Annotated in this window: 34 protein-coding genes and 1 tRNA gene; 21 read left to right on the plus strand and 14 right to left on the minus strand. The window is 66.4% G+C overall.

Going from position 1 to position 26,397, the window contains the following annotated elements; all coding sequences use genetic code 11:
• The first annotated feature begins 15 nt into the window (after nt 1-15).
• From TTY48_RS10410 to TTY48_RS10425, 4 genes are read left to right on the plus strand one after another with little or no spacing between them, the layout of a single operon-like run.
• Nucleotides 16-1,725 carry an alpha/beta hydrolase gene (locus TTY48_RS10410; protein ID WP_220657420.1) on the plus strand — a complete coding sequence of 570 codons (1,710 nt, stop codon included), beginning with the start codon at nt 16-18 and terminating at the stop codon, nt 1,723-1,725.
• 27 nt (nt 1,726-1,752) lie between these two features.
• Nucleotides 1,753-2,205 (plus strand): MaoC family dehydratase, encoded by a 453-nt coding sequence (locus tag TTY48_RS10415; protein WP_220657421.1) that lies wholly within the window; start codon nt 1,753-1,755, stop codon nt 2,203-2,205.
• The gene (locus TTY48_RS10420; protein ID WP_255585619.1) at nt 2,202-3,101 is read left to right on the plus strand and encodes an alpha/beta fold hydrolase; all 900 of its coding nucleotides are present in this window, start codon (nt 2,202-2,204) and stop codon (nt 3,099-3,101) included. The genes TTY48_RS10415 and TTY48_RS10420 overlap by 4 nt, the downstream gene beginning before the upstream one ends.
• 52 nt (nt 3,102-3,153) lie before the next feature.
• Entirely contained in the window at nt 3,154-3,579 is a 426-nt protein-coding gene (locus tag TTY48_RS10425) for a Fur family transcriptional regulator (protein ID WP_220657422.1), read from the plus strand.
• A gap of 24 nt (nt 3,580-3,603) precedes the next feature.
• Here the strand turns inward: TTY48_RS10425 and TTY48_RS10430 are convergent, their stop codons facing one another.
• Nucleotides 3,604-4,722 carry a hypothetical protein gene (locus TTY48_RS10430; RefSeq protein WP_220657423.1) on the minus strand — a complete coding sequence of 373 codons (1,119 nt, stop codon included), beginning with the start codon at nt 4,720-4,722 and terminating at the stop codon, nt 3,604-3,606.
• A gap of 202 nt (nt 4,723-4,924) precedes the next feature.
• Here TTY48_RS10430 and TTY48_RS10435 point away from each other — a divergent pair, with 202 nt between their 5' ends.
• Genes TTY48_RS10435 through TTY48_RS10445 form a run of 3 tightly spaced genes read left to right on the plus strand, consistent with a single transcriptional unit; the run spans nt 4,925 to nt 6,080 of the window.
• Nucleotides 4,925-5,350: an organic hydroperoxide resistance protein gene (locus tag TTY48_RS10435; RefSeq protein ID WP_220657424.1), complete on the plus strand. Its 426-nt coding sequence runs from the start codon at nt 4,925-4,927 to the stop codon at nt 5,348-5,350.
• The gene (locus TTY48_RS10440) at nt 5,290-5,727 is read left to right on the plus strand and encodes a CrcB family protein (protein ID WP_255585620.1); all 438 of its coding nucleotides are present in this window, start codon (nt 5,290-5,292) and stop codon (nt 5,725-5,727) included. The genes TTY48_RS10435 and TTY48_RS10440 overlap by 61 nt, the downstream gene beginning before the upstream one ends.
• Nucleotides 5,724-6,080 carry a CrcB family protein gene (locus TTY48_RS10445; RefSeq protein ID WP_255585621.1) on the plus strand — a complete coding sequence of 119 codons (357 nt, stop codon included), beginning with the start codon at nt 5,724-5,726 and terminating at the stop codon, nt 6,078-6,080. The genes TTY48_RS10440 and TTY48_RS10445 overlap by 4 nt, the downstream gene beginning before the upstream one ends.
• Here TTY48_RS10445 and TTY48_RS10450 read toward each other — a convergent pair.
• Together TTY48_RS10450 and TTY48_RS10455 are read right to left on the minus strand one after the other, a co-directional pair.
• A complete protein-coding gene (locus TTY48_RS10450; protein ID WP_220657425.1) occupies nt 6,075-6,569 on the minus strand; it encodes a hypothetical protein in 495 nt (164 codons plus the stop codon). The genes TTY48_RS10445 and TTY48_RS10450 overlap by 6 nt on opposite strands.
• An 11-nt stretch (nt 6,570-6,580) precedes the next feature.
• The gene (locus tag TTY48_RS10455; RefSeq protein ID WP_220657426.1) at nt 6,581-7,045 is read right to left on the minus strand and encodes a GatB/YqeY domain-containing protein; all 465 of its coding nucleotides are present in this window, start codon (nt 7,043-7,045) and stop codon (nt 6,581-6,583) included.
• Nucleotides 7,046-7,098: 53 nt separating this feature from the next.
• Between TTY48_RS10455 and TTY48_RS10460 the strand changes: the two genes are divergently transcribed.
• Both TTY48_RS10460 and TTY48_RS10465 read left to right on the plus strand, forming a co-directional pair.
• A complete protein-coding gene (locus tag TTY48_RS10460) occupies nt 7,099-8,052 on the plus strand; it encodes a metallophosphoesterase (protein ID WP_220657427.1) in 954 nt (317 codons plus the stop codon).
• A gap of 55 nt (nt 8,053-8,107) precedes the next feature.
• A tRNA-Pro gene (locus TTY48_RS10465) sits at nt 8,108-8,181 on the plus strand.
• Between the two features lie 141 nt (nt 8,182-8,322).
• Here the strand turns inward: TTY48_RS10465 and TTY48_RS10470 are convergent.
• Complete coding sequence (locus TTY48_RS10470; protein WP_255585622.1) at nt 8,323-9,498, minus strand: site-specific integrase; 1,176 nt, start codon at nt 9,496-9,498, stop codon at nt 8,323-8,325.
• A gap of 25 nt (nt 9,499-9,523) precedes the next feature.
• Nucleotides 9,524-10,045, minus strand: coding sequence for a helix-turn-helix domain-containing protein (locus TTY48_RS10475; protein ID WP_220657428.1), 522 nt, complete (start codon nt 10,043-10,045; stop codon nt 9,524-9,526).
• A 125-nt stretch (nt 10,046-10,170) separates the two neighbouring features.
• Here TTY48_RS10475 and TTY48_RS10480 point away from each other — a divergent pair, with 125 nt between their 5' ends.
• The 5 genes from TTY48_RS10480 (at nt 10,171) to TTY48_RS10500 (ending at nt 14,406) form a co-directional block, all read left to right on the plus strand.
• Nucleotides 10,171-10,392: an AlpA family transcriptional regulator gene (locus TTY48_RS10480; RefSeq protein ID WP_220657429.1), complete on the plus strand. Its 222-nt coding sequence runs from the start codon at nt 10,171-10,173 to the stop codon at nt 10,390-10,392.
• A gap of 169 nt (nt 10,393-10,561) precedes the next feature.
• Nucleotides 10,562-11,113 carry a hypothetical protein gene (locus TTY48_RS10485; protein ID WP_220657430.1) on the plus strand — a complete coding sequence of 184 codons (552 nt, stop codon included), beginning with the start codon at nt 10,562-10,564 and terminating at the stop codon, nt 11,111-11,113.
• On the plus strand, nt 11,092-11,796 hold the full coding sequence (locus TTY48_RS10490) for a M50 family metallopeptidase (RefSeq protein WP_220657431.1): 705 nt from the start codon (nt 11,092-11,094) through the stop codon (nt 11,794-11,796). The genes TTY48_RS10485 and TTY48_RS10490 overlap by 22 nt, the downstream gene beginning before the upstream one ends.
• Before the next feature lie 170 nt (nt 11,797-11,966).
• Complete coding sequence (locus TTY48_RS10495; protein WP_220657432.1) at nt 11,967-13,994, plus strand: phage/plasmid primase, P4 family; 2,028 nt, start codon at nt 11,967-11,969, stop codon at nt 13,992-13,994.
• Between the two features lie 175 nt (nt 13,995-14,169).
• A complete protein-coding gene (locus TTY48_RS10500; RefSeq protein WP_220657433.1) occupies nt 14,170-14,406 on the plus strand; it encodes a hypothetical protein in 237 nt (78 codons plus the stop codon).
• 333 nt (nt 14,407-14,739) lie between these two features.
• Here TTY48_RS10500 and TTY48_RS21485 read toward each other — a convergent pair whose 3' ends face one another.
• Nucleotides 14,740-15,186: an HNH endonuclease gene (locus TTY48_RS21485; RefSeq protein WP_308443059.1), complete on the minus strand. Its 447-nt coding sequence runs from the start codon at nt 15,184-15,186 to the stop codon at nt 14,740-14,742.
• Between the two features lie 15 nt (nt 15,187-15,201).
• Between TTY48_RS21485 and TTY48_RS21340 the strand changes: the two genes are divergently transcribed.
• Nucleotides 15,202-15,396: a hypothetical protein gene (locus TTY48_RS21340; protein WP_255585623.1), complete on the plus strand. Its 195-nt coding sequence runs from the start codon at nt 15,202-15,204 to the stop codon at nt 15,394-15,396.
• 3 nt (nt 15,397-15,399) lie between these two features.
• Here the strand turns inward: TTY48_RS21340 and TTY48_RS10510 are convergent.
• The 3 genes from TTY48_RS10510 to TTY48_RS10520 form a co-directional block, all read right to left on the minus strand.
• A protein-coding gene (locus tag TTY48_RS10510; RefSeq protein WP_374758672.1) for an IS3 family transposase occupies nt 15,400-16,571 on the minus strand; the annotation gives its coding sequence in 2 pieces (ribosomal slippage) (nt 15,400-16,308 and nt 16,311-16,571; 1,170 coding nt in all).
• A gap of 42 nt (nt 16,572-16,613) precedes the next feature.
• The gene (locus tag TTY48_RS10515) at nt 16,614-16,880 is read right to left on the minus strand and encodes a hypothetical protein (protein ID WP_220657434.1); all 267 of its coding nucleotides are present in this window, start codon (nt 16,878-16,880) and stop codon (nt 16,614-16,616) included.
• Nucleotides 16,881-17,080: 200 nt separating this feature from the next.
• Nucleotides 17,081-17,251, minus strand: a complete 171-nt coding sequence (locus TTY48_RS10520; protein WP_220657435.1) for a hypothetical protein — start codon at nt 17,249-17,251, stop codon at nt 17,081-17,083.
• 67 nt (nt 17,252-17,318) lie between these two features.
• On the opposite strand from TTY48_RS10520, the gene TTY48_RS10525 reads away from it, so the two are divergent.
• From TTY48_RS10525 to TTY48_RS10535, 3 genes are all read left to right on the plus strand, one after another.
• A complete protein-coding gene (locus TTY48_RS10525; protein WP_220657436.1) occupies nt 17,319-18,236 on the plus strand; it encodes a hypothetical protein in 918 nt (305 codons plus the stop codon).
• Between the two features lie 116 nt (nt 18,237-18,352).
• Nucleotides 18,353-19,204 carry a hypothetical protein gene (locus TTY48_RS10530; protein ID WP_220657437.1) on the plus strand — a complete coding sequence of 284 codons (852 nt, stop codon included), beginning with the start codon at nt 18,353-18,355 and terminating at the stop codon, nt 19,202-19,204.
• A 10-nt stretch (nt 19,205-19,214) separates the two neighbouring features.
• Nucleotides 19,215-19,418, plus strand: a complete 204-nt coding sequence (locus tag TTY48_RS10535) for a DUF1737 domain-containing protein (protein ID WP_220657438.1) — start codon at nt 19,215-19,217, stop codon at nt 19,416-19,418.
• A 10-nt stretch (nt 19,419-19,428) separates the two neighbouring features.
• Here TTY48_RS10535 and istB read toward each other — a convergent pair whose 3' ends face one another.
• Both istB and istA read right to left on the minus strand, forming a co-directional pair.
• Nucleotides 19,429-20,250 carry an IS21-like element helper ATPase IstB gene (gene istB / locus TTY48_RS10540; protein ID WP_220657439.1) on the minus strand — a complete coding sequence of 274 codons (822 nt, stop codon included), beginning with the start codon at nt 20,248-20,250 and terminating at the stop codon, nt 19,429-19,431.
• Nucleotides 20,247-21,941 (minus strand): IS21 family transposase, encoded by a 1,695-nt coding sequence (gene istA / locus TTY48_RS10545; RefSeq protein ID WP_220658546.1) that lies wholly within the window; start codon nt 21,939-21,941, stop codon nt 20,247-20,249. The genes istB and istA overlap by 4 nt, the downstream gene beginning before the upstream one ends.
• Before the next feature lie 400 nt (nt 21,942-22,341).
• Here istA and TTY48_RS10550 point away from each other — a divergent pair, with 400 nt between their 5' ends.
• The gene (locus tag TTY48_RS10550) at nt 22,342-22,788 is read left to right on the plus strand and encodes a DUF6247 family protein (protein ID WP_220657440.1); all 447 of its coding nucleotides are present in this window, start codon (nt 22,342-22,344) and stop codon (nt 22,786-22,788) included.
• 26 nt (nt 22,789-22,814) lie between these two features.
• Here TTY48_RS10550 and TTY48_RS10555 read toward each other — a convergent pair whose 3' ends face one another.
• The 3 genes from TTY48_RS10555 to TTY48_RS10565 all read right to left on the minus strand — a co-directional run bounded on the left by TTY48_RS10555 (nt 22,815) and on the right by TTY48_RS10565 (nt 25,471).
• Nucleotides 22,815-23,735 (minus strand): toll/interleukin-1 receptor domain-containing protein, encoded by a 921-nt coding sequence (locus tag TTY48_RS10555; RefSeq protein ID WP_220657441.1) that lies wholly within the window; start codon nt 23,733-23,735, stop codon nt 22,815-22,817.
• A gap of 41 nt (nt 23,736-23,776) precedes the next feature.
• Nucleotides 23,777-24,544: a S1 family peptidase gene (locus tag TTY48_RS10560; RefSeq protein WP_220657442.1), complete on the minus strand. Its 768-nt coding sequence runs from the start codon at nt 24,542-24,544 to the stop codon at nt 23,777-23,779.
• A gap of 522 nt (nt 24,545-25,066) precedes the next feature.
• Nucleotides 25,067-25,471: a hypothetical protein gene (locus TTY48_RS10565; RefSeq protein WP_220657443.1), complete on the minus strand. Its 405-nt coding sequence runs from the start codon at nt 25,469-25,471 to the stop codon at nt 25,067-25,069.
• 101 nt (nt 25,472-25,572) lie between these two features.
• Here TTY48_RS10565 and TTY48_RS10570 point away from each other — a divergent pair, with 101 nt between their 5' ends.
• Nucleotides 25,573-26,232: a VOC family protein gene (locus TTY48_RS10570; protein ID WP_220657444.1), complete on the plus strand. Its 660-nt coding sequence runs from the start codon at nt 25,573-25,575 to the stop codon at nt 26,230-26,232.
• Nucleotides 26,232-26,393 carry a hypothetical protein gene (locus TTY48_RS10575; protein ID WP_220657445.1) on the plus strand — a complete coding sequence of 54 codons (162 nt, stop codon included), beginning with the start codon at nt 26,232-26,234 and terminating at the stop codon, nt 26,391-26,393. Before TTY48_RS10570 ends, TTY48_RS10575 begins: the two co-directional genes overlap by 1 nt.
• The last annotated feature ends 4 nt before the right edge of the window (nt 26,394-26,397 follow it).

Consider the following 26,397-nt stretch of genomic DNA (forward strand, 5'->3'; position numbering starts at 1 on the left):
AGAGGACTGAACGATATGACCGACGCCAAGAACACCGACGATCTCACCAACGCCGACGAGCTGGGTGCCCCGCTCGACATGCTGCTGGTGAACTCCACCAAGTCCTTCGCCTCCCGGATGATGCCCAACGCCTCCTGGGCGCGGATGGCGCAGTCGCTGGCCGGTAAGCCCGTCACCGTCGCCGAGCGCGGCGCGGGCCTGGCCAAGGAGCTCGGGCTGATCGCCGCGGGCAAGAGCCAGCGGGCACCGAAGAAGGGCGACCGCCGCTTCGCCGACCCCGCGTGGACCCAGAATCCGCTGCTGCACCGCGTGGAGCAGGCGTACCTGGCCGCCTCGGACACCGCCGATCAGCTCTACGAGGACGCCGACCTGGACTGGAAGGACGCCGAGCGGATGCGGTTCGTGCTCGACAACGTGATCGAGGGCGCCGCACCCACCAACATCCCCGGCCTCAACCCGTCGGGCTGGAAGGCCCTCATCGACACCGGCGGCCTGTCGGCGGTGCGCGGCGCGAAGGCCTTCGTGCGGGACATGTCGAAGCACCCCCGCATCCCCGCGATGATCGAGCCCGACGCGTACAAGGTGGGCGAGACCATCGCCGTCACCAAGGGCACGGTGGTGTTGCGCACCCCGATGTTCGAGCTGATCCACTACGCGCCGCAGACCAAGCAGGTGCGCGAGGTGCCGCTGCTGATGGTGCCGCCCGTGATCAACAAGTTCTACATCATGGACATCGCGCCGGGCCGCAGCCTGATCGAGTACTACCTCAAGGGCGGCCAGCAGGTGTTCGCCGTGTCCTGGCGCAATCCCTCACCGGAGCATCGGGATTGGGGCTTCGACGAGTACGGTGCCGCGATCGTGCGGGCGCTGGACGCGATCCAGGTGATCACCGGCGCGGACAAGGCCAACGTCTTCGCCACCTGCTCCGGCGGCATCCTCACCTCGATGACGCTCTCGCACCTGTTCGCCACCGGGCACGGCGACCGCATCGCCGGCCTCACGCTGGGCGTGACCGTGCTCGACCAGAGCCACGCCGGCCTCGGCTCGGCGCTCGCCAGCCAGAAGGCGGCGGACGCGGCGATCCGCACCTCGGCGAGCCAGGGCTATCTCGACGGTGCCGCCATGGCCGAGATGTTCGCCTGGCTGCGGCCCACCGACCTGGTGTGGCGGTACTGGGTGAACAACTACATCGAGGGGAAGTCGCCCGCGCCCTTCGACGTGCTGTTCTGGAACGCCGACACCACCCGGATGACGGCGGCCCTGCACAAGGACATGGTGCTCATGGGGCTGAACAACACCCTGGTCACGCCGGGTGAGCAGACCATGATGGGCACGCCGGTCGATCTGTCCAAGATCGAGTGCGACGCCTACGTCCTCGGCGGCATCTCGGACCACATCTGCCCGTGGCAGGCCACTGAGCGCAGCGCCGCCCTGCTGGGCAGTAAGGACAACACCTACGTGCTCTCGACCGCCGGACACATCGCCTCGCTGGTGAACCCTCCCGGTAACCCGAAGTCGTCGTTCCGCACCGCGCCCGTGGTGCACGGCCAGACGCCGGAGGAGTGGTTCGAGAGCGCCGAGAAGCAGGCCGGCTCGTGGTGGCCGCACCACCTGGAATGGCTGAACGCGCGCAGCGGCGCCGAGGTCGACGCGCCCAGTCAGCTGGGCGCCCCCGGCTACGAGCCGCTGGCCCCGGCACCCGGCACCTTCGTGCTCGAGAACTGATACCCGACAACGGATACGGAGACTTCCATGAGCACCACCGTCGCCACCCCCGCGGACCTGCTCGGTCTGGTGGGAACCCCGATGGGCACCACCGACTGGCTCACCATCGACCAGGATCGGGTGAACCTGTTCGCCGACGCCACGGGCGATCACCAGTGGATCCACACCGATCCCGAGCGGGCCGCCGCCGGACCGTACGGCCGCACCATCGCGCACGGCTACCTCACCCTCTCGCTGGCGCCCGTGCTGGTGGGGCAGGTGGTCACCGTCGAGAAGTTCGACGCGGCGGTGAACTACGGCCTCAACAAGGTGCGCTTCCCGGCGCCGGTCCCGGTGGGATCGAAGATCCGGGCCACCGTGGAACTGGCTGCGGCGCAGGAGAAGCCCTTCGGTATCGAGGCCACCTTCCGGCTCACCTACGAGGTGGAGGGCGGCGACCGTCCGGCCTGCATCGCGGAGACGGTGGTGCTGTACCGATGACCGACGAGGAGCGGGCGCCGGCCGATCAGGCCGGGGCCGAGGAACTGCCGGACATCTTCATCGCGACCGGCGGCCAACGGATCCGGGTGCGCTACCGCCCGGGCGTGGGGGTGCCGCTGGTGGTGTGCAACGGCATCGGCGCGAGCCTCGAGGTGCTCGACCCGTTCGTCGACGCGCTCGATCCGCAGCGGCCGGTGATCCGGTTCGACGCACCCGGTACCGGTGAATCCCCGGCGTCGCTGCTGCCCTACGGATTCCCGTATCTGGCCTGGGTTCTCGGTCGTGTCCTGGACGATCTCGGAGTCGGCGTGGTCGATGTGCTGGGGCTGTCCTGGGGTGGCGCGCTGGCGCAGCAGTTCGCCTTCCAGAATCCGTGGCGCTGCCGCCGGCTGATCCTGGTGTCCACGGGGACCGGCGCCGTCATGATCCCCGGTAACCCGCTGGTGCTGCGGAAGATGCTGACCCCGCGGCGGTTCAAGGACCCCACGTACGGCGCTCAGATCGCGGGCGAGCTGTACGGGGGCACCGTCCGGGAGGACGGGCAGGACGTGGCCGAGATCTTCATCAAGCAGCTGCACGCGGGGTCGAAGGTGGGCTACGTGCACCAGTTGCTGGCCGGCGCGGTGTGGACCTCGCTCTTCGCGCTGCCCGCGATCCGGCAGAAGACGCTGATCATGGCCGGTGAGGACGATCCGATCATCCCGATGGCGAACGCTAAGATCATGAAGAAGCTGATGCCCCGGGCCACCCTGTTCACCCACCCCGGCGGCCACGTCGATCTGGTGACCAACGCGGCGAAACTGGTGCCGGTGATCGACGAGTTCCTGGGCGCCCCGCACATCGGCAAGCGCACTTGGCGCGGGCGTCCGGCCGAACCGCTCACTCCGGGCGGGTAGGAGACTCCCGCAAGTACTGGAATGATTCCAGAATCAGGCGTAGCCTACGGACATGGCAGACGGCCCCACCGCTGAGGACCGGCTGCGGTCCGTGGGCCTGCGCATCACCGCACCCCGGGTGGCCGCACTCGGCTACCTCGACGGCCACCCGCACGCGACCGCGGACGACGTGGCCGAGCACCTGCGTGCGCAGCTCGGCACCGTCGCCACGCAGACCGTCTACGACGTGCTGCGCGTGTGCACCGAGAAGGGCCTGCTGCGCCGCATCGAGCCCGCGGGTTCGGCGGTGCGCTACGAGGGCCGCGTCGGCGACAATCACCACCACCTGGTGTGCCGCAACTGCGGCCGGATCATCGATGTCGACTGCGTGGTGGGCGCCGCGCCGTGTCTTACCCCCGACGACGACCACGGCTTCGTGATCGACGAGGCCGAGGTCACCTTCTGGGGCTACTGCGGCGACTGCGCTGCGTCCCGCTGATCCGGAAAGTCGCGGGTCGCGTCGTCAGTCGGTGGAACCGGAGGGTGCGTCGGCAGGCGGTTCGACCCCGGAAGCAGCGGTGGTCGCATCGGGCGAGTCGCCCCTCGCCTCCTTCGTCGCACCGCCGGTGCCGGCCCCCGCTTCGGGCAGCTCGGTGCTGGAGGAAGCGGCACCGTCCAGCTGCGTCGTGGGAGCGGCCGGCCCCTTCGGGGTCTCCGCCGGGGTGGCGTCGACGGTGGCCGGTGCGCTGACGCCGTCGTTCGCGGTGGAGACCGCTTCGATCTGGTCGCTCGCCGACGTCGACGTGGCGACGGGTTCCCGGACCGCCGGGATCGGCGCCACGCCATCCGGCGCGGGGATGGGATCAGACTGCGGAACAACGGAGGCGGGTGGCGGGAACGACGCCTCCAGCGACTTCCCGAACGCACCGACGGCCGCAATGAGATTGGACACCGTACGACCCGAACCGAAGATCCCGTCGAGTGCGAACTCGCCGACTTTGTACGCGCCGCCGTTCAGCACGTCCATCACGCCCAGGATGTTCCCGTTCCGCAGGTACGGCGCGGCGTCCTGCGCGGTCTGCAGAAGAATCCGGGGCACCCCGACGACGGTCGCCACGAGATTCGAGTTCGCCAGGCGCAGATACGTGTACGCCTCGGCGAAGGCCACCCCCACCGGGCCGATCCGCGGGACGAACCGATCGACCGCATCGGCACCGAAACTACTGAAAGCGATCCGGTAGCTGTCGGCGAAGTTCACCGCCCACGTGTACGCGGCCGCAGCATCGCCGGCGTCCAGGGCGGTGCGCATGCGTTCCACGGTGCCGTTGAATCCGGGCGTGTGGTCGGGGAAGAGGCTCCCGCCCTCCCAGAGGAACGTGGCATTGCGCCGCATGCTTTCGAGCATGCCGCGGAGCCACGTCACATCGTCGATGTCGGTGGGCGGAGGCAGGGGTCGGCGGCCGGACGCCGCGCTCAGAGCGGCCGTCGTGCCCGTCAGCTGCGCCGTCGTCGTCACGGCCGACGGAGCGAAGGAACGCTCGGCGGCCTGCGCCGCCGGTGCCAGTGCGACCGAGGCCGCGACGGCGAGCGCGGCGCCCGCGCGCAGCGGTGCCCGGAGTCCAGTGGAGCGGCGGCGAGACATGCAGTACCTACCTGTCAGTCGGAGCGTTCGATGGCGGCGAGGCCAGTGAGCGCGCTGATGATATTGCAAACCACGACGACGCACACCGGGATCGTCGCGTCCTCATTCGCCCGGACTGGACCGATGCGATGCGAGTACTGTCGCGAATGGACCGCCGGACCCGGCGGAATCGTCGCTGCAGAGAGCTAAGGAACCCCCGCACATGAGCCTGAAACTGCTGTTCAGCACCTCCTCGACCGCGACCGGCGGTGGCCGCGACGGTCACGTGAAGTCGGACTCGGGTCGGCTGGACCTCGACACCCGCCCGCCCGCCGAGCTCGGCGGCAACGGCGAGGGGACGAACCCGGAGGAGCTGTTCTCGGCCGGCTACGCAGCCTGCTTCCTGGGCGCCGTGCACGCGGTCGCGCGCGCCGAGCACGCCACCGTGCCCGACGACGCCTCGGTTTCGGTGAAGGTCGGCTTCGGCAAGACCGAGCACGGCTTCGGCATCAACGCCGCGATCACCGCATCGCTGCCCGGCCTGGACCAGTCCGCCGCCGAGGACCTGGTGGCCAAGGCGCACAAGCTGTGCCCGTACTCCAACGCCACCCGCGGCAACATCGACGTGGATCTCACCACGCAGGTCTAAGGATTCACCCGAATCTCCGGCCCGCCGCCCTGGGGCTCGTCTTCCTCGGCGGCGCGGCCGGCACATTCGTGCGGGCCGAGGTGGGGCACTGGCTGCCCCACAGTCCGTTCTCCTGGGCCACCTTCGCCGTCAACATGGCGGGGGCCTTCCTCCTGGGCGCGCTCACCGAGGCGCTGGCGCAGCGACCCGACGATGAGCGGTACCGCCGCTACCGGCTGCTGCTCGGCACCGGATTCTGCGGCGGCCTCACCACCTACAGCGCCTTCGCGCTGGACATCCACGACGCGGCGCCCGCGATGGGCGCGCTGTACGCCGGGTCGACGATCCTGCTCGGCCTCGTCGCGGCCTTCGCCGGGGCGGCGGTGGTCCGACGATGACGATGCTGTTGATCTGCCTGGGCGGCGGGCTCGGCGCCGTGCTCCGATTCCTCGTGGACACCGTCCTGCGGTCGAGGATGTCCGTGTGGTCGACCGCCGTGATCAATGCGACCGGCTCGTTCCTCCTGGGCCTGTTCGCGGGTCTCGCGGCCCACCAGAGCCTCGGCGCGAGTGCGCTCGCCGTGCTCGGCACCGGGGTGTGCGGCGGATACACCACCTTCAGCACGGCCACCGTCGAGACCCTGAATCTGCTGCGGGACCGCCGGTACCGCGACGGTGCCGCCTACGGTCTCGGCACGCTCGGCGTCAGCGTGGTCGCGGTGTGGGGCGGCTACGCCCTCGGCGCGCTATGACGAGGAGCTGCGGGCCAGCGCGTACCGGTACGCGCTGCGGGTGAGGATCAGCGAGGCCAGGAGCAGGAACATCACGATCACCCCGCCCCACATCGGAAGCCCGTCCAAGGGCTGGCCGTTGTGGTTCACGCCGTACTGGCTCACCGGATCGGTGTACTCGCGGGGGATGCCCAGCAGTACCTCGGCGGCCACGATGATGAAACCGATGAACGTGACGGCGGCGTAGGCCAGACCGGCCCAGCGCACACCGAACAGTGCGAACAGCCCGGTGAGTGCCATCAGCGCGCACACCACCAGCCCGGCGATCGCCAGGACCATCACCGTGATGGTGCGCATCCCCAGCGGGGACGACGGGAAGTTCCCCGGGTAGCCCTGAGTGCCGAGCAGCGCCGATGTCTGGACGATCGCGAAGACGTCCAGCGCGATCGCGCCCGCGCCTGCCGCCAGCGACACCAGCACCCAGAGCCAGACCGCGCCTCCCCGGCGCACGGACGCCACCGTCAGGCCAGCCGGGCCTTGACGGCGGCGGAGAGCCGCTTACCGTCGGCGGCGCCGGCGGCCTTCGCGTTGGCGATCTTCATGATCTGGCCCATGTTGCGCACCGTCGGGTCTGCGCCCAGATCGGCCTTGACCTGCGCGACCGCATCGTCGACGAGGCTGTTCAGCTCGTCCTCGGAGAGCTGCTTGGGCAGATAGCGCGACATCACCTCGGCCTCGGCGCGCTCCTTCTCCGCCAGCTCGTCGCGACCGTTCGCGGCGAAGATCTCCGCGGCCTCGCCGCGCTTCTTCACCTCGCGGGCCACCACCTTGAGGAACTCCTCATCGGTGAGCGCGTGCGCCGTCCCGGAGGTCTCCTCGTTCTGGATCGCCGACAGCAGCATGCGCAGCGTGCCGGTGACCAGGGTGTCCTTGGCCTTCATCGCGGTTTTGAGGTCGTCGCGGATCGCGGCCTTCACTTCAGACATGCTTTACAAGTTACGCGGTGCGCGCGGGCGGGGCACGGACGTATCCTGGCGGAATGGCAGTCAATCCCTCATTGGTCCGCGCAGGAGCGTCGCTGGTCGGCGCCGGTCTCGCCGGTGCCGCCTACGCGGGCGTGTACGAACGCAACGCGTTCACGCTGCGCGAGCACACGCTGCCGATCCTTCCGCCGGGCACGCCCACGCTGCGGCTGCTGCACATCTCCGATCTGCACATGACGCCCGGCCAGCGGCTCAAGCAGGGCTGGGTGCACGAGCTCGCGGCCCTCGAACCCGATCTCGTGGTGAACACGGGCGATAACCTGTCGCACCCGCGGGCGGTGCCGTCGGTGGTGCAGGCCCTCGATCCGCTGCTCGCGCGGCCGGGCCTGTTCGTCTTCGGTTCCAACGACTACTTCGGCCCCACCCCGAAGAACCCCGCCAAGTACTTCAACAAGAATCACGAGCGCCAGCACGGCGAGCCCCTGCCCTGGCAGGACCTGCGGGCCGCGTTCTCCGAGCGGGGCTGGCTGGACGCCACCCACACCAAGCGCCGGCTGGAGGCCGGTGGGGTGACGATCGCCGTTGCGGGCGTGGACGATCCGCACATCGACCGGGACCGGTACGAGACCGTGGCCGGGCGGGCCGACGAGTCCGTCGACCTGCGTCTCGCGCTCACGCATTCGCCCGAGCCCCGCGTGCTCGACCGGTTCGCGAGCGACGGCTACGACCTGGCGCTGGCCGGGCACACGCACGGCGGGCAGTTGTGCCTGCCGGTGGTGGGCGCGCTGGTGACCAACTGCGGCCTGGATCGCTCGCGGGTCAAGGGTGCCTCCGCGTGGGGTGCGCACATGAAGCTGCATGTGAGTGCTGGGCTCGGCACCTCGCCGTGGGCGCCGTTCCGCACCTTCTGCCGTCCCGAGGCCTCACTGCTCACCCTCGTCGGCGCCCCCGTGCGCGATCGGGAAGTGGAGTTGGGCCCCGTGATCGCCCCGGAGGCCGTTCAGGCCTGACCTGCGGATTTCGACTCCGACGGTGCCTGTAGTAATCTATTGCAGGTTGTCACCACGGGGTGTGGCGCAGCTTGGTAGCGCGCTTCGTTCGGGACGAAGAGGTCGTGGGTTCGAATCCCGCCACCCCGACTCGTTGGTTGAGACGACAGCAGGGCCCCTGATCAGTGGAAACACTGGCCAGGGGCCCTACTCGTTGTCGGGTGAGTAGATCGGGCTCGTGGCCGCCGGTACGCAGCGGGTACGCAGGCGTATCAGTTCTCCCCAGCCGTATCAGCCAATACGAGAGGCCAACGCGGCGGTGCGTGCGGCATCGAGAGCGCCCGACACCGAAGCCAAGTCACTGCCGAACAGATCCGCGTAGGTATCCAGCGTGAGCGCAGCCGACTCGTGCCCAAGCATCCGCTGCACGACGAGGACATTCGCTCCTGCTGAGACTGCCAGCGACGCTGCTGTGTGCCGCAGGTCGTGGGGTGTGACTTGCGGGAAGTCCGAGGTCATTGTCTGCCCGGCCTTCTGCTCCAAGGACCGCTGCTTGTCGGTTGCAACAGTTGCAGCCTCCAGAGCTGTCGCCCATGCGCGACCGCGCCACGTGTTCAGCCGGAGACGGCCCCCCTCGGGGGCGGTGAAGACCAGATCGTCGCGCTTCTTGCCGACCATCAACTCGGATAGCTCAGCCAGCAGGAACCCGGGGACCGAGACTGTGCGCTTCTCCCAATCCTTCGGAGGTCCGATCACGAGCTTTCCTCGCACCTCTGCCGCAGCCTCGTTGACATGAACCTGGCGTCGGAGCATGTCGAAGCTGCCGACCGTAGTGGCGGTCGCCTCCCCGAATCGCAGTCCGGAATACGCCAAGAACCGTGCCAACGTCTGATCGGAAGGTCGCGCGAAGCTCCCGGCGAGAACCTCGACCTGGTGATGATCGAGGTACGCGCGTTGGGTGTGCTGCCGCTTCGGGCCCTTCACTCTGTCGAGCGGATTCACCGCGATCAACTTGTCGTCGACGGCCATCGCGCAGATCATCCGAAGCAGTCCCAGCGCAGCTTCGATGCTCGCCGCACCGACCTTGCGCTCCACCATGTTGGTTACCCAGGTTCGCGCCTTGCTGGTGGTTATGTCGCTGATCCTCTTTTCCGCCCACTGATCACGGACCCGAGCGCTCCACGCACTCTCCCGGGCGGCGCGTGTGTTTTCAGTCAGATGTCCCCACTGGCCGCGGAACTGCTCATACAGAACACCCACGGTGACGTTCCCGGCACCCGGTGCGACGTGAGTGCCGGTGCCAATGGCAGTCACCTGGGCATCGATCCACGCCTTCGCTGGCGGCTTCGTCGCGAAGGACTTGGTGAACTCCCGCCCCTCGGCATCTACGTACCGTGCACGCCACCGCTTGCCCCTACCGTCGCGCTTCGACGGTGTGCCGTCCGACTTGCGCCACAGGTCCTCCACGCCACTGCGTCGGTTACGGTGCTGCCTAATCCTCGTCAAGGGCGTCTACACCTCCATCCGGAATGATGGCCGCGACCTGGACGCTGTCGAATAGCCGCTGGAACAGCGCAGGAAGAGTGTTCGCGGCATCGGCGGTCATCCCTACGCTGAAAGGTTCCACGGGTAGGGCGTCGATGGCCTCATTGAGGGATCCAATGCCCCGCTCCGTTGCTCCCACCGGGTCTGATTGGAGCGCTAGGTCCAAAGACGTGATCGCGACGGCCAGGCTCGCGAGCTCCGCCGCCGCCGACGACGTGGCAGCACGGGCCTGATGGTCGGCGTTGGCGAAGCCTGGTACCGCAGAATCTGCTAGCAGCCTCTCGGCGCTTACACCTAGAGCTTCCGCCAGCGCGACGAGTTCCGTTGCGCGGCACGGTCGGGTCCCGGCCTCGATACGCCCCACAATGGACTGATTCAAGCCCACGACCTGTGCCAACCTCTCTTGACTCATGTCCTTAGCTTCCCGGCGCGTCCGCAACTCCCGACCGAGATTCTTGTCGTTGATCATGGTGCTGACAGTAGCAGCTAAGGCTAATACGGACGGAATACGCCAATACGGATTGCACGGACGGTGCCGCAGCGCTAGTCTAAAACAGACGAACAACGCTGATACGTACTGATGGAGGTGAAGATATGGATCAGGAACCGAAGGGTGACCTCACCCCCGCCGAGGTCTACAGGGACACCGGGATTCCGGTGAAGACCCTCGCCTACTGGCGGTCGATCAACCACGGCCCGCCCAGCGTCAAGTACAGCCCGCGTGCTGTTCGCTACCCGCGCGCCGACTACGAGGCGTGGAAGGCAGAGGTGCGCGCGGAGACGCTGCGTGGCAACGGTGTTGTCCTTGCCAGCTAACTGCCTGACCAGCGCCAATCAGCATCGACAGCCCCTCATGAGGAACCGCGGAGAGCGGGCCGGGTTCGACTCCCGGAGGGGCACGTGGACGGGGTGAACACCCCCGGAAACCAGCAGATCCCCGTGCTCCAGAGGAACACGGGGACCGACAAACAAAGGATACCCCGACATGAGCAACCTCACCGACCTCCTCGACGAGGTCCAGGACACGAGCACGAACGCCGAGCTGGACACGCTGGCCGACCAGGCCCTCGCCGGATCCCCCGATGTCGACCGCGACGAGATCGTCGAGCAGTTCCGGGTGCGGCGCGCGGAACTCCGCGGCGGCGACAGCGACACCGAGTTCTACATCGACCTCGGCCACCGCCCCCTCGCCGACGAGTTCCTCGGGAACGACCCGGCTCTCCGGGCGTGGCTCTCGAACCTCGAAGCCGCCGCGCAGGGCAACGGGCCGGGAGCCCAGGCCGCACGCGACCGGCTGGCCCAGTTCGAGGCCGACTGGGACACTGCGCTCACCGCCGCCGCCCAGGCCGCGGGTGCCCGGTACGGCGTGACCGTCTTCACTGGCGAGGCCCACGACGTGCTGCGGGAGGCGGACATCCCGCCCGGCAGCTCCTGGTACCAGCAGCTGGACAACGAGGGCATCTACTCGGTCGTCGAGGAGATCACGATCAACCCCGTGCTCGATTCCGTCCGCGGGTGGACCTGGAAGGTCGCCTGATGGGCATCGGAAAGAGCGTGTCGCACCGCGCCGCCGAGACGGACGACACCCACGCTGACCAGCTGGACCTGGCCGCCCACCACGAGGCCGGTCACGCGATGGCCGCGGTGATGCGCGGCGGTTCCAGCCTTCGCGCCGCCAGCATCGACCTGGACCGTCCGGGTCACGGCCTCACACGCTTCCGTTCGGCCCAGTGGGACTTCGGGTTCATCGCGTACGCCGGCCCCTGGGCCGAGGCCAGGTTCAAGTGGGGCGACCGGCCTCTCGACGAGCGCGACGAGGACGACTGCGAGTTCTCCGGCTACGTCGTCGGCGTGCTCGTGAACCAGCCGGACGACGCCACTGCCTGGCGCTCGTGGCTGCACGCCCCGGAACAGGAGAGCCTCCGCAAGGCGCTGGCGGACCAGGGCATGACGTTCGCGCCGGAGGTCGGCTGGGAACGGGACCTGGAGGCCGTGTGGACCCAGATCCAGGCCCTCGCCACGAGGATCCACGCTCGCGAGTTGGTCACCGACAGGGAAGTCCGCGCGCTGTACCACGAGACCCTGCCCCGCGACGGTTGGGCGGGGGACGCTGAGTTGAATGCCGTCATCGAGAAGTACGCAGATCGCTCCTATCGCGAGCACACCCAAGCCCTACAGGACCTGTGGGCGCGTCGGAAGCTGGAGCGGATGACGCGTTGACCGCGAGGACAACTTGGCCCAGAAACGCGAAAGCCCCCGGTGGTGCGGGGGAGTTCGCTTCAACGTCTTGATCCGTATTCCATGCCAGGAAGGGGACCGACACTCCCATGGTAGCCCAACAGCGAGCGATTGATCGAGTTCGCGATGCGTTCGTCGACGCCGGATGCACCGTGCGCGACCAGGGGCGCGGCTTCCGCGCATCAGCACCCGGGCACGGCCCCGGCGACGACTCGGTCGCTGTCTACGACGCCCGCGAGATGGTCTGGATCGAGTCCTACGCCGACGACAAGGCCGACGTGCTGGAGGCGCTCGGGCTGACCTTCGCAGACCTCTACGACAACCCGAAGCGCGGGGTCGAGTACCGCTACCCCGACGGCCACACCGTCCGCCGACTTCCCGACCCGCAACGGGGGAAGACGATCCGCCAGGACCGCGGGCGCGAGGGCAACGACCTCTATCGCGTCGAGTTCCCGCCCGACGAGCCCGTCTACATCGTCGAGGGCGAGGGGAACGTGGAGGCCGTGGAGCGCGAGGGAGCCTCCGCGACAACCTCGTGCGGTGGCGCTCAGAGCCCCGACAAGGCCGACTGGTCCCCGCTGCGCGGACACGAGGCGATCATCGTCCGGGACGCCGACGATGCTGGCCGGACGTTCGTGAAGAAGGTCTGCGCGCAACTCGACGCCCTCAACGTCGGGTACCGCGTGGTCGAAGGGCTCAACGGCGCGCATGATGTGGTCGACCACCTGGCGCTGGGGCACAGCCTCGACGACCTCGTGCCGGTGGAGGCCGAGGTTATCCCAATCCGGAGCAGGGTGAACAACTCGGACGCCGCACCCACCAATTCCGACGGCATCGTCGACGGACGCGATGAGTTCGCCGAGCTGTTCGCCGAGAGGTTCTCCGGCCGCTTCCTGCACGTTCACGGCATCGGCTGGTTGCACTGGACCGGGACCGTGTGGGCCGAGGATCACGGCGACAAGCGTGCGATCCAGGCCGCGCGCAGTCTCGTGAAGTCCGCCTGGGCGAACTCGGTCGGAGCCTCCACGAAGCGTCTGAACCTGCTCAAGAAGGTCATGGACAACCTGGCGGGAGTCCTCAAGCTCGCCGAGGGCGTACTCAGCGCCACCGTCGCGGAACTCGACGCGGACCCGTACCTGCTGAACACGCCGACCGGAGTGGTCGACCTGCGTACCGGGGCTGTCGCTCCTCACGACCCCGCGCTGCTCATGACTCGGATCACCCTCGCGGGCCCCGATCCGGCCAGCGGAGAGTGGCGGGACTTCACCGTGTCCACCCTCCGTGACAGCGAGGTCCGTCGGTACGTCCAGCGGATCCTCGGCATGGGCCTCATCGGCAAGGTGGAGCGGAACATCTTCCCGATCTGGATCGGCTCCGGCGGCAACGGCAAGGGCGCTATGTACGCGACCGTGAACGCCGTGCTCGGGGGCTACTCCACTGTCCTGCGGGCCGACGTGCTCGACGCGAACAACCGTCGTGAGCAGTACGAGCTGGCGGATCTTCGAGGAGCACGGCTGGCCTTCGTGTCCGAGGTGGAGGAGGGTATGCCGCTCTCCTCGCGGACCGTGAAGTGGCTGACTGGCGGCGACCGGCTCAAGACTCGCCAGATCTACAGGGCCCCCATCGAGTTCGACCCGTCCCACACCCTGTGCATGATCACGAACTTCCCGCCGGTCATCGTCGGTGACGACGGCGGGCTCAAGCGCCGCGTACGCCTCGTCGACTTCCCGGAACAGTTCACGGACGGGACCACCATCCGGGGAAAGACGCTCCCGGACTACCTCCAGCAGGACGCGGCGTCCGAGGTCGTCGCCTGGCTCATTGCCGGGTGCGTGGACTACTTGCGTGACGGACTTGGGCCGACGCCCGCGGCGGTGGAGGCGAAGACCACGGAGTTTTTCGACGATGCAGATGTGGCGTGGATCTTCCTATCCGAGGAGTGCTCGATGGTGAGCCTCAACGACATCGGCGTCAGTCGCCCGGCCCTACACGCCGCGTACACGACCTGGTGCGCCAGCCGGGGCGTCGAGCCCAAGGACGCCGGATGGCTGACCAGCGAGGTCCGCAAGAAGTTGCCGAAGCTCAACGCCAACGGCGAACGCGTCAAGGCGGGAGGCAAGGGCGGACGGGTCTGGAAGGGCCTCGCGCTCGGGACGCTCAAGGGCGACCCCATCGGGTAGGCGGGTACAGCGGGTACAGCCCTCCAGGGGAGGTGCTTCGTGAGCACGAGCTGAGTGAATGCTTGCGGCGGGATGTACTGCCTGTACCCCGCGATGCCTGACCTGCAGAAACTGCGCGCACCGATTGGTGTGGCAAGAACGGGCCCACCTCGGGCCACAACCGAAGGAGAACATGATGAACAACCAGACGACTGAGCAGGACCCGTACGGCGACACCTGCCGCACCTGCGAGCGCGCGGCCCTCGCGGTTCGGATGAAGCAGCCGAACCCGTTTGCGGCACCTCCCGGCGGTGAGCCTCCCGTGACGCTGCATCAGCCCGTGAGTATCGCACCGATGCTCGATGGCTCGATGCGCGCGGACTATGTGTGTCCCGCTGGGCACACGTGGTTCACGTCGTATCACGCTGCGTGACAGAATCTCCCGGTCCCTGTGTGACCGGGAGTTTCTTGCTCGCCGGTTTTGACCACTTGGCAAAAGATACCGAGCAGGTGGTCTAAAACTGCACCACCTGGGCCCTGAGCGCGAGAGGTTCTCAAGAATTCTCGGATGATCCGCCGGGGCGTCTACCTGCGACAACCTTCGACTTGCCTATCGAAAACAGATAGGTAGCAACATGTTTCGTCGCTATCGGCCCTTGTGGACCGTAGGGGTCGTGTACCGATCTCGAGCCTGGTGGCAAGGACCTGTCCCAGTCGACAGTGTCCAACCTGCGGGGCCTGAACAGGTGGCGTGTCGATCTCATGGTTAGCGCAGATTGATCGGTGGGCGCTGGTCCGCGCGCGGAGGATGAGAGGGAGGCATCTTGTTCGACTTCGACCGATTGCAACGCCAACATAGGGTCTGCAGGTTCTCGGGTGTAGACACTCCACCTCGCGACACAGGGATGATGTGGTCGATCTCAAGTAGGAGGTTCGGTTCGGTTGCCATCGAGAGCGAGCAGATCTGGCACGTGTAGTTGTCGCGTCTCTTGATCGAGTTCCGCAACGTGGAGGTCATGAGGGCACGCTGACCGGCTGCACTCTTCCGGAATCGGATCTTCTGAGACATGAGCTCGATCAGCGTGTCGACCGTCTGGCCCTTCATGTCGACGACGGTGCGCTGCGAGCTGTTTCCCCCGGCGCTCACGTACTCGAATAGATAACGGGGGTAAGGGACTGTGATAGGGGAGAGGTTGACGCCCACCTGTTCCATGAACTCGGCTGTGTAGTGCTTCAGTATGAACGCGGGCGGGCTGAACGATTGGGTGATCTCCTGCTCGCGGCGTTCCAGATTCGCAAGGGCCGCTTCGAGGCGGCTGATGTCCCGCCCAAGGTTCTCGACCCGCGTGAGGTGCTGTTCGTCTGCCTTGATGTTGAAGTACTTGGGTCTGCTGAAGGTTTCGTTGTCACTTCAGCTCAGTGATTGTTAGGCCGCGTTGGCGGCTGTGTAGATCATCTCAAATTCGATGGGTGTGAGCTTGCCGAGTGTGCGTTGTCGCCGGCGGCGGTGGTAGGTCCGTTCGATCCAGACGACGATTGCCGTCCGCAGTTCCTGGCGGGTGGTCCACTGCTGGCGGTCGAGGACGTTCTTCTGCAGCAGCGAGAAGAACGATTCCATCGCTGCGTTGTCCCCGGCGGAGCCGACCCTGCCCATCGAACCGCTGAGCTGAAACCTGTTGAGCTGCTCGGTGAACCGGCGTGATCGGAACTGGCTACCTCGATCCGAGTGCACTACGCATCCGGCAACCGCGGCAGGGCCACCGCGCCGGGTCACGGCGCTGTTGATGGCGTTGACCGCGATGCGGGTCTTCATCCGTTCGTCGATCGAGTATCCGACGATCCGATTCGCATAGACGTCTTTGACCGCGCACAGATACAACTTGCCCTCGCGGGTGTGGTGCTCTGTGATATCAGTGAGCCACAAACGGTTCGGGGCCTCAGCGGAGAACTCGCGTTCTACCAGGTCGTCATGGACCGGCGGTCCGGGACGTTTGCCGCTGCCGCGCCGGCGGCTGTGCGCGGAGAACAGACCAGCTTGTGAGCACAGCCGCCACACTCGCCGCTCCGACACACTGTGACCGGCAGCGACGAGTTCGTCGGCGATGAACCGATACCCGAACTCCGGATCATCACGATGGACATCGACCGCAGCATTAGTCACCACCGCATCATCGACATCACGGTCACAGACTGGAACAGCGCTCCAGGCATAGAAGGCTTGGCGGGAGAACTTCAGAACCCGGCAGGTCACCGCGACGGCAATCCCGTCAGCGGCCAGCTCGCGGACCAGCGGGAACATCATTTTGGGGACGAACCGAGCTTCAGATTCGCCTGCGACAAATACGCCGCCGCCCGCCGAAGGACTTCATTCTCCTGCTCCAACAGCCGGATCCGCCGCCGCGCTTCCCGCAGCTCCTTCGCCTCGTCCCGGCTCACACCGGGACGAACACCGTCATCGACATCGTCTTGCCGCAGCCACCGCCGCAAACACGACTCCGCGATCCCGAAATCCTCCGCTACCTGTTTGAGCGAGACCTGCCCCGACCTGGCCACGCGGACCACATCAGCACGGAACTCCTCTGGATACGCCTTCGGCATGGTCGATCATCCTTCCAGCAACAGTCCGCAGACCGCTACAGATCAGGTGACAACTAGACCTTCAGCAGACCCGATCTCGGCGACGTAGTTGGCGATGTCGTTGTGTTCTGCGACAACGGCGGCGATCTGGGTCTTGCGTGCTTGGAACGGTTCGCTACTGAAGTAGCGCTTCATCCGCATGTAGCGGATCGCACGGTATGCCAGGTAGATCGCGCCGCCGGCTCCGGCCACCGCTGCCAGGAAGGGGAGGATCCTGATCAGGAAGCTGATGATGACGACAAGGATGCCGAGCGCCAGTAGGTATTGCATGTCCGGTTCGTGCCCTTCGCGTGTTTCTTAGCGTGAGGGGACGGACAGTATCAACCCGTGGGTGCCCAGGTTCCGCGAACCGTCGTGAAGGGGTGTCCGACGCGTGAGAGTTCTTCTGGTCGCTGTCGGTCCCCAGGCCGGCATGTGCATTCCTGTTCCTTTGGTGTATCGAGCTCGAGTCCGGTGAGCCTCAGCGATGGCTACCGCTCGCGCCAGACCAGTGTGGTGTCCACGGTGGCGGTGTGCCCACAATCGCGGCAGTACAGCGTCCGTGCTCGGGCGAGGTTGTCGAATCCGAGGAGCGCATGGTTCGGACGGTAGGGCTGACCGCACCCCTCGCAGCGCGGCGGCAGCTTCTCGACCCACGGCATGGGCCAGACGGTACGGCGGGGGACTGACATCCCTGCGGGATCGGACGACGCCCAATATGGTCGCACCATGGCGAAACGTACCGGCAGCAACGTAGTCGGCGATCTCCGGGAACTTGAGGTAACAGGGTTACTGCTGGAACACGGTCTCGCGATCAATGCTCTGACTTCTTCAGACACCGGCTGGGATCTGCACTGCCATGTTCCGGACGACTTGATCTACAACGCTTCCCTCGCCGGTACGCAGTCGTGGACACTCTCCGGGCACACCGCGCACATTCAGGTCAAGGCTGCGAATCGCGACAAGCTGAGGCTGGGTACGGTGCAGGGATGGATCACGGGAACTGCCTCTGGTGTACCGACATTCATGTTTGGAACGCTTCGTGGCAACCCGGTGTTCTGCGCACCGGTTGACCTTCAGGCATGGCTGCGGAGGGCACGCATATACGTCTCCGACGACGAGAAGCACGCCTACACATACATGGGGAGAGAGACGGTTAGACAGGCTCCGATAACCATCCATCCGTATAAGAAGGCGAGATTTCCGTCGGTGCTCCGACTTTGGACCCATCGCCCGACGGTTGCCCTCGCCGTAGAGGGGTTAACGGCGTGGGTGAATCACGAGACCGATGACCTCGTAGGTATCGAGTCCGTCGTGGAGGATCTGGCGAACGCGATTTGGGCGGACGAAGGGGTGAATCGGGACACGGAGAGCTGTGCTCTCCGGACCACCATGGAGCAGCTGTATCGGGCCGCTGGCGTCGACGAGGCCGAGGAGCGTATCGACGGCTTTCTAACAAGCGGTGAACCGCATCGACTTACTCACGGCGATGGGAAGTTCACACGGGAGACAGTTTCCCCGACGATCGCGCGCCTGATCGTCAGTGAGGAGGGAGCCCGGCGGTCAGCTGTCAACCTCCTCGAATCCTTGGTCTGGCTGCGGAACACCGAAGATGGCGACACGAACGCCTTTCGGAGGCAGAGTTGAACCCGCTGAATACGCACGTAGGGCGGCTGCACTTCTCGACCCAGACCCGGGTTCGGCGGGCGGCCGAGATCCCCGGTTAAGTCTTCGTCGCCGCGAGCCCGGTCGAGAATGTCTGTATGGAGCGGCAGATCGACTTCTCACGTGACCGGCAGATGTTGTGCGGTCGGTGCGAGCATCAGTGGCGGGTGGACCTGGAGTGGATCGACGGGTGGGAGCAGGGTGCAGAGCTGTGCCCCGGCTGCGGTGTGAACTGCGAGTCGGAAGATGCGCCTCGGGTCACCGTCGATCCTGATGACGTGGCCTTGGATGACCAGCTTGTGACCAGTCTCTTCTGGTATCACACCAGCACATATCCAGACTGGCCCACGACGAACTTTGATCCTGCCGCTCACCTCGATCCCGTTGTTCAGCAGATGATGGGTGGAGCTGGGGCGGTTGCGGACTGGTCTGTTCGTCAACGAGCCAAGGCGCTCCACGTCGGGACGTATGAGGCTGCCGTCGAGAACATGCTCAGGCGCATCACGGACCAGAACGACCAGGGGAGTCAGTTCTACCTGTATCGGGTGCACGTCGAACCGTCGGCGGTGGTTCGAGAGGGATGGGCACCCGAGAGGACCAACGGTGTCGGTGATGTAGCCCTCGATGAGGTCTGTCCACCGGGAATCGATGCCGCGCGGTACCTCAACTACTTCGAGGACCGTGGCGGCGTGTCTCTCGCGTTGGGGCGCGACGCGATCCGAGGGGTGCAGCGGATCGCCGTGCCACTCGGCGACGCAGCAGATGCGGGCTGGGTGCGGCGCGTTGCGGGTGAGATCGAAGCCGCGTCGCCCGTCGCGCCCGAACGCGAAGCGAGCGAACTGCTGCGGCGCGACGACCTTCTCAGGTCTGGCTATGTCAACTCCGTTGGGCTCCACCACGACGGCTTGACCTGGCTCCAGGCGAGCAGCGTTGAAGGAGTTCGCGTGTGAGAATTTCGGTATGAGTGATCGGTTCCCGCGGTATCGGGTGTTGACCGGGCCGGATGACGCGACGTTCTGCTTCCGGGTCAGCGAGGCTTTGGATCTGGGATTCGTGCTCCAGGGCGGGCCGGCGGTCACGTTCGGGGAGGGTTCGGTGATCGTTGCTCAGGCCGTGGTGTGGCCGGGGCCCGGCGAGCCGCCTCGAGTTCCGGTCGATCGCTAGAGCGCCGGGCTTATTGAGCGGTGGCCTCGGTGTGTGCGAGGCGGTAGCTGTGGGTACCGGTTTCGATGATCGTGCCGCGGTAGGTGAGGCGGTCGACGATCGCGGCGCAGAGGCGGGGGTCGGTGAAGGTGTCGGTCCAGCCGGAGAAGGACTGGTTGGAGGCGATCGCGACGCTGTTCTTCTCCTCGCGTTCGGTGAGGACTTGGAAGAGCAGTTCGGCGCCGCGGCGGTCGAGTTCCATGTAGCCCAGCTCATCAATTATTAGGAGATCGACGCGGCCGTAGCGGTTGATGGTCTTCGCGAGCTGCTTCTCGTCAGCGGCTTCGACCAGCTCGTTCACCAGTTTGGTGGCGAGAGTGTAGCGGACCCTGAATCCCTGTTCGGCGGCCGCGGTCCCCAGCCCGATGAGCAGGTGGCTTTTGCCGGTTCCGCTGTCGCCGATGAGGCAGAGCGGTAGGCCGTGGCGGATCCAGTCGCCGGTGGCGAGTTGGTGGATGGTGGCGGCTTCGATGTCGGGGTTGGCGTCGAAGTCGAAGTCCGCCAACCACTTATCCCGAGGGAACCCCGCGGCTTTCACACGACGAACGGTCGAACGCCGGTCCCGGTCGTCGACTTCTGCCAGGAGGAGTTCGGCGAGGAACCCCTGATAAGAGAGCTGCTGCTTCGCCGCGTTGGTGAGGTGCTGGTCGATCATCGACCGCACTGTCGGTAGCCGCAGGCGTCGGCAGGCCTGGTCAACAGCGGCGAGGGCGGCCTCTTCGGTGAGGCCGCCGCGGCGCCGCAACGATGGCGCCAACGTGGTGGCCTGGGATTTCGAGGTGGTGGTGGTCATAGTTGCCTTTCCGGAGTCGGTGGTGGTGGAGCGTCTGAGGCGGTGCGCCGCCGCAGGAGCCGGTCGTAGGCGGTCACCGTCGGCAGCGGCCGGCGGTCTGGTGGGAGGCCGGCGATCACCGCGGCCGGGTCTGCGAGGCGTCGTTGGGTGAGGCTGACAACTCGTTGCTCACGCCAATCGGCATGGCGAACGTGATGACGACCCGAGCTGGCCCCACCCGCCATGTCGCTAGTGGTCAGCATTGCTGCGTCTGCGCGGCGGGCCTCCACCGCGACCACCTCGGCGGTCACCGCCCCGACCCGCAATGCAGCGTCGATGCCGGCAGTCACCGCGTCCTCGGGCAGGCTGCGGTGCAACAGCAGCACGTCGATCAGCTCGCTGGTGCCGTCGGCGTCGCCGTTCACTCGTCGGGCAGCGGCCCAGAACGCATCATGCGCGGGCGTGAACACTCCGGCTGCGCGGGCTTGGGCCAATGCTGTTGATCCCGGAAGTGCGCCGGGTTTGAACTTGAGGACCTCGAGGTAGTGGTCGAGGTCGATCTTCGAAATGCCGCGGCCAGCGACTCGCTGGTGCCGAGCCACCAGGGTGCGTCCGTCGTAGACCAGCAGCTGCGAGGCCTGCAGTGAGACTCGGACCCGGCGGCCGATCAGATGCGCCGGCACCGAGTACTTCACCATCCGAACGGTGATCATCGCCGAGCGATCCACCCGTGGCGTGAGGATCAGGCCCGGGTCGAAATCCTCCACGGGCAGCGGCGCGAGCGCTGCCCGGTCGTGTTGGTAGTCCTGGCCGATGGTGCGCATTCGTCCGTCGATCCGGCGGCCCTCGTCGCGGGCTTCCCAGACTTTGATCTGCTCGTTGAGCTCATCGAGGGACTCGACCTGCGGCATCGGGGTCAGCCGGTTGCGGCGGAACCAGCCGACCTCGCCCTCGACTCCGCCCTTCTCATGCGCCCCGGCGATACCGGGCTGGCAGTAGAACGGATCGAATCCGTAGTGCGAGTGAAACAGCGTCCAGCGCGGGTTCTCCTGCCGCCGCCGGTCCCCGCCCTGCAGCACCGCCACCACCGCCGAGGTGAGGTTGTCGTAGCGGATGTGCCGGGTCGGGACCCCGCCGAGCTCGCGGAACGCTTCAACGTGCCCTTCCAGGAACGCTTCCTGTCCGCCTGTCGGGTAGACCCGGTGAATGGCCTTGCCCGAATGCGAGAGCCGGTAGACGAACATGTGGCATTTGGTCTTGATCCCGTTCAGGATCACCCAGACCTCGCCGAAGTCGACCTCCGCCTCCGCGCCTGGGGCGTGGTCCTGGGCGATGAACACCTCCGTGCGGCGGCCGGCCTCCAGATCGATCTGGGCTCGGCGGACGCGGACGTAGTCCCGCACCGTCGAATACGACAACTCCTCGGCGCCGTGCTCGATCGCCAGGCGCTCCCGGATCCGGGTCGCCGTGTGCCGCTGCTTGCGCGGGGCATCGAGATCCAACCGCAGCATCGCATCGATCGCCGATTTGAACGGATCGAGCCGCGGCGATGACCGCTCCGGCGTCTTCCGTGGCGGCGGCTCCGCTGACGACAATGCCTGCCGCACCGTTCGGCGGTGCACGCCGTGCTTGCGCGCCAACGCCCGGATACTCATGCCCTCGACTCGGGCGTCCCGCCGGATCTGCGCGAACAGCTCCACCTTCGATCCCATCATTGGCCACCACCTGCTTCGGCTCGTGAAAGTCAGTTCACGAGCAACCATCGGGTGGGGCCAGATCAAACCGTCGCAACACCACCGGCGAGTCGCAAACGGGGCCAGGTCAAGCCGTCGAGCCGGGGCCTACTCAAGCTGTCACAACCACAGGTCCCTAGCACCGCCCTTGCCGTCTCCTCGGGATCTCACAGCGAGTCACCATGCCTCCGCCCTGGTCGATCTGCTGCCCGTGAACCTCAAGGATCCATTCGGATCGGTGGTCGGCTTTGACGACGGTGATCCGACGCGGTGGGCTCGGTGGGTCAGCGCGATGTTCAGTTTGATCGTCCACCCTGGGCGCGTGCTTGCCGCGCTGGATGTCCAAGTGGTCCAGCCTCGCTGAAAGAGCGGAGTCAACATGATCGAACGCACCGGGCCTGCGATCCGCGAGGCCCTTGGGGAGGCGGCACCCGCCGAGCTTCCGAAGTTCGAGGCTGAGTTCCGCGCGACGCTGGCTGAGACTGACGGAGACTTCGACACCGCTCGGATCGAGGAGGTCATCACTCGCTGGTGGCCCGTCGCGGTGCAGGCGGCGGATCCGATTCCGCCGGAGGAGCTGGAGTTCGCCCACCAGTGCACGTCAGAACCACTAGTGACGGTCGGTCAGGCAGCGAAGCGGCTAACGATGTCCCGCGACGAGGTGGAGCGTCGGGTCCGTGACGGTGCGCTCCGCGGGTGCTGGTTGGGCCATCCGCCGAGGCGTTTCCGTATCCCAGTGAGCGAGGTTGCGCGGTACCTCGATCAGTTGGGGGTGCAGATGGTCCGCGAGGACGCGGATGGGATCGACGATGACCTCAATCGTTGAGGTTCGGTGCCGATCAAAGGCGCGGCTCACGAAGCATCGACGACCTTCCATCGGATCTCGACGTAGGGAGCGGTGTACTGGCCGCCGTAGATGTTCTCGTGTTGAACCTTGATGACCTCGACGGTGGCGAGTCGCCCATGCTCGTTCATCAGCACCACTGTGTCGCCTTCGCGTGCGACGACGGTCCGCCCAGGCACCAGATACCCAGCCAGCTCTCCACCGTCGACATCGGTGCGGCGGATGCCCACCGCCTTGATGGGGTCCTTGTATACGGAGACCGAGTCGGGTCCGTGTCCGGTTGCCTCGAAGGCAAACTCGGAGTCTCCGAATCCCCATCTGTACGTGTTTTGAGGCGCGTCGGCGAACGCGAAGCGTACTGCACCTTCCACTGACGGGCTCCGCCACTGAGATGGCTCAGTGCGCACAGCTTGACGTTCGAGTCGCGCCGACCGTTCACGCAGCGTGGCGATAGGAGTGGCGTTGTCGCGGTTCGCGGGAAGTCCTTCGATCCACCGCCAGAGGTCCTCGATCTGTTCGGATCCTGGAAAGTCGGCTGGCGAGGATGGATCGTAGTTGAAGGGGAACCCCTTCGGCTGACGCTCCGCGAGCCAGGCGGGGAGTCGGAAGTTCAGGTTGTCCTTGAACAACACCGCGACCCAAGTATCAGGTCGCTCGGCGTAGACATCCGAGATGTAGTGGTTCTCCTGGCCGACGCCCGATCCCGGCAGGGTGTCTGCCCGATCGACGTAGTTGTCGTCTGCGACGAGGAGGATGTGCCTGCTGTCGACCACGCGACGCATGAAACCCGTGAGTTGGTCCCCGTAGTCAAGGTCGGCGTCGATGAGAACGTCGTAGCCGAGCGCCTTGAGCTGGCTGGCGAGAAGCCGAACCCATTGACGGTGATCTGCCGAGGTCCATGCGTACGAGATGAACAGATCTGCGCTCATGCTTCTCCTATGGTTCGTTCCGCCGGCACTCTCCAGCCGCCTCACCGGACGCCGCCCGACAGGAGCGTCAGGTTCATCAGGTTCATCGGCGGAGACAGGTGGTAGAAGGTGACAGTGTCGGATCCTGCCGTGCTAGCCAGTCCCACACCAGCAACCGTGCCGTCCTTCTTCTTCACGAAGCCCAGCGCACCCGAGTCGCCCTCCAGTGCGTGGATGTTCGCGGTGACACGATCTCCCGAGATACTCGTGATCGGTCCGCAGGTCTCCTCGGTGCGCGATCCGAACTTGCAGATCTCCATGCCCTCACGGAGCTTCTCCACCGGCAGGACCTCGGAGACCTTGTACTTGCCACCGATCAGGCTGGAGTGGAATGACGACCGCGGATCCAGCTTGATCAGCGCGAAGTCTGTGGTGATCGATGCGAATCCCTCGATGCTGGAGTACCGCGTGCCCTTGTCCTGCGCCGCGGTGTAACGCCCCAGAGGGACAGCAGTGAGTGGCGCACGTGCATCGGTGTAGAAGACCATGTCCTCGTATCCCGTGTTCTGGAGGCAGTGTCCCGCCGTGGCCGCGTACAGCTCCTTGCGGTCCGCGCTCGCAGCGAGGAACCCGATGGTGCATCGCTTGATACTCGTGTGCGCGTTGTTAACCTGCCCAATGGCCCCTCCGGGAGCGAAGCCACCGGGGAACGAGAGCCACTTGTTGTCCGGGGTAGCCGAGGCGACAGGTGCCATGGTCACCTGCGCGGCGACGAGCACCGACGCGGTGACGACAGCCCCTGCGATGCGTCGAAGCGTTGTGGTGGACACGGTTCAGCCCCCGATCTTGCTGAAGTCGTTGGGCCCCTGGTTGGGAGTCGCGCCAGTGACAACCGTGGGCGCGGAAGGAGCGGTCGTGCAGTTGTACACGGCGCACACGGTCGCATCCGCAGTCGTGGGAGACGCCGCCGAGGTCGTCGCGGTGCTGGTGCCCGCTGGCTTGGTCGTGGTAGCGCGTCCTGCGGTCCCTGGGGCGCATCCGCTCGGCAGGGCTCCAGAGATTGGGTCGACCGCAGTGCAGCGTGCCGCCTCGGTGTCGGGGGTCGCGGTCCCCCTACGACCGAACTGCAACCCGCAAGGGTCATCAGAAGCCCAAGGGGGATGGCCACCGCCAGGCGCTGTCTGCCGCGTTGTTCCATAACCTGAATGTTTACATATCGATTCTTGTGGTGTAGTAATCGCGCTCTTGGGTCGCGATGCCTACGTCACGAAGTCGGCTGGTCGGGCCGTCCGGGAGCCCGTAGCGACAACAGGGCCGTCAGCGTTGCTGACGGCCCTGTTCTGCGAGCTGGATCAGATCGGGATGTCCCCGGGCTCGACCGGGGCCACGGGCGTAACAGCTTCGGGCTGGCTGGCTTCTGGGAGCATCCACGGCTCCACCGGCGCGACGGGGGTGATCCGGTGGAGCGGGGGACCGACGTCGATCACCCGCTCGCCCTCGGGCGGGTAGATCACGGGGCAATTGGCGTCGAGATGGTGTTCTTCGGTGCCGTCGGGCCCGATGCGGATCGTGTGCGTGCAGCCGTCGGCGTCAGGTTCGGACTGACGGTTGGTCCCCCCGCCCGGGGTTGTGATTGAGGTGCCGTAGGAGCTGGTCGGTTCCGTCGCGCGGTGACCAGCGGGAGGGAATGAACAACTGGCCGCGCCAACGGTCAGCACCAGGGCGGCACCGGCTGAGACGATGGTCGAGAACTTCACTGGGGTCCTCCGGATTCGGGGTGAGGCCAACGTTTCAGAATACGTCAGAGGAATCGAATTAGCCAGCGCTACACCATCACTCAAGAAATAGGAACCTGCACATGAGCGACGAGGAAGAGGAACTGACCCCGTTCGAGAAGGCCTACCTGAAGTCTGACGTGCGACGGATCGTCGAGGAGGGCTTGGCGAACACCAGCCCCCGCCGCGTGTGGGCCCGCGGCCCTGACCAGGAGGATCCCGATGCGGCACAGCGCGAATACGACGAGAATCCCGAGCTGCGCGAGATGCTCAAGCGCGCCGCCGAATCCCCGAGAGTCACTCGCTCGTACCAGCACCGCGATCTGCCGCCCGAGGTCCAGGAGATCGTTGACCGAGGACTGTCGGTCCCCCACGAGGGCCTGCACCCTCGGCCGCTGCGCCGCCATCTGCCGCCCGAGGTGGCGCTGATGATGCTCTACTGCAATGACGTTGAAGCCAGCGCGCAGTTCTACCGAATCCTGGGCTTCGACCTTCGCGCGGAAAGGGTTGGGGACATTGATACGTACCGGTCCACCGGGTCCACGACTCTGTGGCTGTGGCCCGCGGGGGAGAGGCTCCCAGTGACCTACGTGCGCCTGGGGTGCAACGTGGCGGACCCCGCCGCGACCGTCGAGGCTCTACGGGCTGAGGGCTTCAGTGTCGCGGGAGATGTTGGTGTCGGTCCCCGGTGCGCCGTCGACCCGGACGGCAACCCGGTGGAGCTGGGAAGGAGGGGCCGCTGATGACCGATGAGGAATCCACTCGCATGCGCGCGTCCGCGCCCCGCGAGGCTCGGCGCAGCGTTGCCGTCCGCAGCGCGGCCGCGAAAGTTGCCGTCAAGGCCGCTACGAGACAGGGCAAGAGCCCGGACCTTCGCCTCGTCAAGCTCGCCGAGGCGACGTAGCTGG

Source organism: Tsukamurella sp. TY48 (genome assembly GCF_019656655.1).
GTDB lineage: Bacteria > Actinomycetota > Actinomycetes > Mycobacteriales > Mycobacteriaceae > Tsukamurella > Tsukamurella strandjordii.